The sequence below is a fragment of the Streptomyces sp. NPDC096136 genome (assembly GCF_044763325.1).
Taxonomy (GTDB): Bacteria; Actinomycetota; Actinomycetes; order Streptomycetales; family Streptomycetaceae; genus Streptomyces.
The window spans coordinates 1-4804 of record NZ_JBIWFZ010000051.1 but is presented as its reverse complement, the minus strand read 5'-3'; the positions used below and the strand labels follow the sequence as shown (position 1 = coordinate 4804).

The window sequence follows — 4804 nt, the reverse complement described above, 5'->3', positions numbered from 1 at the left end:
CCCTCACCGGGCGGATGGTCTCGGCGGAGGAGTTCCGCTCCGCCGACTACTGGGTGAGCCACGTCCGCGAGGCCGTGCGCTTCGCCGACGCCGTCGCCACCCTCGCCGCCGAGGAGGTGCGCACCCTCCTGGAGATCGGCCCCGGCGGCGCCCTGTCCGCCCTGGCCCGGGAGCTCGTCGACGAGCAGGCCGTCACGGTACCCGTCCTGCGGGCCGACCGGGCCGAGGACCTGGCCGTCACCACCGCCCTCGCCCGGCTCCACGTCCACGGCACCCCCGTCGACTGGACGGCCTGGTACGCCGACCGCGGCGCCCGCCGCATCGCCCTGCCCACCTACGCCTTCCAGCGCGAGAACTACTGGCTGCACGTCCCCGCATCCGCCGACCCCGAGGCGATCGGCGTCACCGACACCGAACACCCCCTCCTGGGCGCCACCGTGGTGCTCCCGGACGGCGCCATCGTGCTCACCGGCCGCCTCTCCCTCGCCACCCACCCCTGGATCGCCGACCACACCGTCTCCGGAGCGGTCCTCGTCCCCGGCACCGCCTTCGTCGAACTGGCCCTGCGGGCCGGCCGGGAAGCCGGCTGCGCACACATCGAGGACCTCACCCTGGAGGCCCCGCTCGTCCTGCCCGAGCACGGCGGCGTCCAGCTCCGCCTCACGGTCGGGGCCCCCGACCCCACGGGCCGCTGCGCCCTGGAACTCCACTCCCGCCCCGAGGACCCCGCCACCTCCCGCGACTGGACGCGTCACGCCGGCGGCACCCTGTCCGCCGAAGCGGCCCCGCCCCCGGTGGCGTCCGAGCTCGCCGCCTGGCCCCCGCACGGAGCCGAACCGGTCGCCACCGACCACCTCTACGCGCTCCTCGACGACCTCGGCTTCGGCTACGGCCCGGTCTTCCGCGGCCTCACCGAGGCGTGGCGCCGCGGCGACTCCCTGTACGCCGCCGCAGCCCTCCCCGCCCCCACGGCACCGGACGCCGACACGTTCGGGCTGCACCCGGCCCTCCTCGACGCCGCCCTCCACGCCTCCTGGCTCGGCCTGCTCTCCGGCACCGACACCGGCCGGGGCCTGCTGCCCTTCTCCTGGAGCGGGGTCGGCCTGCACGCCGCCGGAGCCCCCGCCGTACGCGTCCGGCTGACCCCGGCCGGCCCGGACACCGTCTCCGTCCTGGTCGCCGACACGGCGGGCCAGACCGTCGCCTCGGTCGACGCCCTCGTCCTGCGCCCGGTCTCCGCCGACCGGCTCCGCGCGGCGGCGGCGCCCCGCGCCGACACCCTCCTCCGGCTCGACTGGACCCCGGTCCAGGCGCCCGCCGACGCCCCCGAACCCGACTGCGTCGTGGCCCTCGCCGGCCCGGACCCCGACGGCGGCACGGCACCGGACGACCCGGCCGAAGCCGTACGCGCCACCGCCCACCGCACGCTCGCACTGATCCAGGAGTGGCTCGCCGAGGAGCGGTCCGACCGGACCCCGCTCGTCCTCGTCACCCGCCGCGCGGTCGCGACCACCCCCGCCGAACGCGGCGCGCTGGATCCGGCCCAGGCCGCCGTCTGGGGCATGCTCCGCACGGCCCAGTCGGAGAACCCCGACCGCTTCGTCCTCCTCGACCTGGAACCGGGCCTGGACCCGGACGCCGGCCCCGGCCGGGAGGCCCTGCGCGCCGCCCTGGCCACCGGCGAACCCCAGCTCGCCGTACGCGGCGGCACGGTCCTGCTGCCCCGCCTGGCCCCCCACACGGACCGGTCGGCCGACGGCTCCCCGCACCGCCGGGCGTTCCCGGCCGAAGGCACCGTCCTGGTCACCGGCGCCACCGGCACCCTCGGCCGGCTCGTCGCCCGCCACCTCGTCACCGAGCACGGCGTACGCCACCTCCTGCTGACCGGCCGCCGGGGCCCCGCCGCCGAAGGCGCGGCCGACTTCGAGGCCGAACTCACCGCCCTCGGCGCCCGGGTCACCACCGCCGCCTGCGACGTGGCCGACCGCCGCGCCCTGGCCGACCTGCTGGCCACGGTCCCCGACGGGCACCCCCTGGCCGCCGTGGTCCACGCGGCCGGGGTGACCGACGACGGCATCGTCCCCGCCCTCACCCCGGACCGCGTCGACCACGTCCTGCGGCCGAAGGTCGACGCCGCCCTCCACCTGCACGAGCTCACCCGCGACATGGACCTGTCCGCGTTCGTGCTCTTCTCCTCCGTCTCCGCCACGCTCGGCGGCGCCGGCCAGGCCAACTACGCCGCCGCCAACGCCTTCCTCGACGCCCTCGCCCAGCGGCGCCACGCGGCCGGACTGCCCGCCGTGTCCCTGGCCTGGGGCCTGTGGGCCGACGGCAGCGGCATGACCGGCAAGCTGGACTCCACCGACCTCGCGCGGATCCGCCGCATGGGCCTCGTCGCCATGGACGCGGCCACCGGCCTCGCCCTGTTCGACGCCGCCTGCGCGACCGGCGCGGACGTCCTCTTCCCCGTTCCGCTGGACCACGCGGGACTCCGCGTCCAGGCGGCCGAGGGCAAGGTCCCCGCCCTCCTGCGCGGGCTGGTCAGGACCCCGGTCCGCAAGGCCCACAGCGGCCCCGGCGCGCCCTCCGCCTCACCCGCGGACCGCGCCTCCGCCCTCGCCGCGACCCTGCGCGGGCTGCCCGAGTCCGAACAGGAACGCGTCCTGACCGACCTGGTACGCGGCCAGGTCGCCACGGTCCTCGGCCACGCCTCGCCCGACCGGGTGGAACCCGAACGCCCCTTCAAGGACCTCGGCTTCGACTCGCTGACCGCCGTCGAACTGCGGAACCTGCTGGGCGCCGTCACCGGAACCCGACTGCCGGCGACCCTGGTCTTCGACCACCCCACCCCGCTGGCCCTCACCCGCTTCCTGCGCGCCGAGATCCTCGGCGACGCCCCCGCCACGACCGCTCCGGTCCCGACGGGCGTGCTGCCCGGCGGCCTCCCGGCCGCCGACGATCCGATCGTGATCGTGGGGATGAGCTGCCGGTATCCGGGTGGGGTGCGTTCTCCGGAGGACCTGTGGCGGTTGGTCGCGGAGGGTGGTGACGCGGTCGGCGGGTTCCCGGTGGACCGAGGCTGGGCGTTGGAGGGGCTGTATCACCCGGATCCGGATCATGCGGGGACGAGTTATGCCCGTGAGGGCGGGTTCCTCTATGAGGCGGGGGAGTTCGACGCGGCGTTCTTCGGGATCTCGCCGCGTGAGGCGTTGGCGATGGATCCGCAGCAGCGGTTGCTGTTGGAGACCTCGTGGGAGGTGTTCGAGCGGGCCGGGATCGATCCGGCGTCGCTGAAGGGCTCGCGTACCGGGGTGTTCGCCGGGGTCATGTACCACGACTACGGCTCCCGCCTCTCCGTCGTCCCCGACGGCTTCGAGGGCTACCTCGTCAACGGCAGCGCGGGCAGCATCGCCTCCGGTCGCGTGGCCTACACCTTCGGCCTGGAGGGGCCGGCGGTGACCGTGGACACGGCCTGCTCCTCGTCGCTGGTGGCCCTGCACCTCGCGGCGCAGGCCCTGCGGCAAGGCGAGTGCTCCATGGCCCTCGTGGGCGGGGTCACCGTCATGGCGACCCCCAACATCTTCGTGGAGTTCAGCCGCCAGCGCGGGCTGGCCGCCGACGGCCGCTGCAAGGCCTTCTCGGCAGGGGCCGACGGCACCGGCTGGGCCGAGGGCGCCGGCATGCTGCTCGTGGAGCGGCTGTCCGATGCCCGCCGCAACGGGCACCGGGTGCTGGCCGTCGTACGGGGCACCGCGATCAACCAGGACGGTGCGTCCAACGGCCTGACCGCCCCGAACGGGCCCTCACAGCAGCGGGTCATCCGCCAGGCCCTCGCGCAGGCCGGCCTGTCGACGGCCGACGTCGACGCCGTCGAGGCGCACGGCACGGGCACCACCCTCGGCGACCCGATCGAGGCCCAGGCCCTCCTGGCCACCTACGGGCAGGAGCGGGACGCGGACCGGCCGCTGTGGCTGGGCTCGCTGAAGTCCAACATCGGGCACACGCAGGCCGCCGCCGGCGTCGCCGGTGTGATCAAGATGGTGATGGCGATGCGCCACGGGGTGCTGCCGAAGACCCTGCACGTGGACGAGCCCTCCCCGCATGTGGACTGGTCCGCGGGAGACGTGCGGCTGCTGACGGAGGCCCGGGAGTGGGCGGAGCACGACGGCCGTCCGCGCCGGGCGGGCGTCTCCTCCTTCGGCGTCAGCGGCACCAACGCCCACGTCGTCATCGAGCAGCCCGCACCGCACGGGGCACCGGAGCCGCACCAGGCCCCCGAAGGCGTGCCGGCCCCCGACACGGCCGTCGTCTGGCCGCTGTCCGCCAAGGACCCGGCGGCGCTGCGCGCGCAGGCCGGACGCCTCCTCGCCCACCTCACCGCCCACCCGGACCTGCACCCCCTCGACGTGGCCCTCTCCCTCGCACCCCGCGCCGCCCTGGACCTGCGGTCCGCCGTCGTCGGCACGCACCGCGAGGAGCTGCTCAGCGGCCTGGAGGACCTCCTCGCGGGCCGGCCGGCGGCCACCGCCTTCCTGCGGGCGGAGACCCCGCAGGGCACGCCCGTCGGCGGCAGCCGGACGGCGTTCCTCTTCTCGGGGCAGGGCAGTCAGCGCCCGGGTATGGGGCGTGAACTGTACGCGGCCTTCCCGGTGTTCGCGTCCGCCTTCGACGCGGTGTGCGCCGCGCTCGATCCGTATCTCGAACTGCCCCTGCGGGAGGTGGTGTTCGGGGAGGATGCGGAGCTGCTGGACGAGACGCGGTTCACCCAGCCGGCGTTGTTCGCGGTGGAGGTGGCGTTGTTCCG

The 4804-nt window shown here is 75.9% G+C and carries 1 protein-coding gene; it reads left to right on the top strand.

The annotated features are described in order from the left end of the window. The coding region (locus ACIRBY_RS38600; RefSeq protein WP_403910126.1) for a type I polyketide synthase at positions 1-4804 on the top strand (4804 nt) is incomplete at both ends.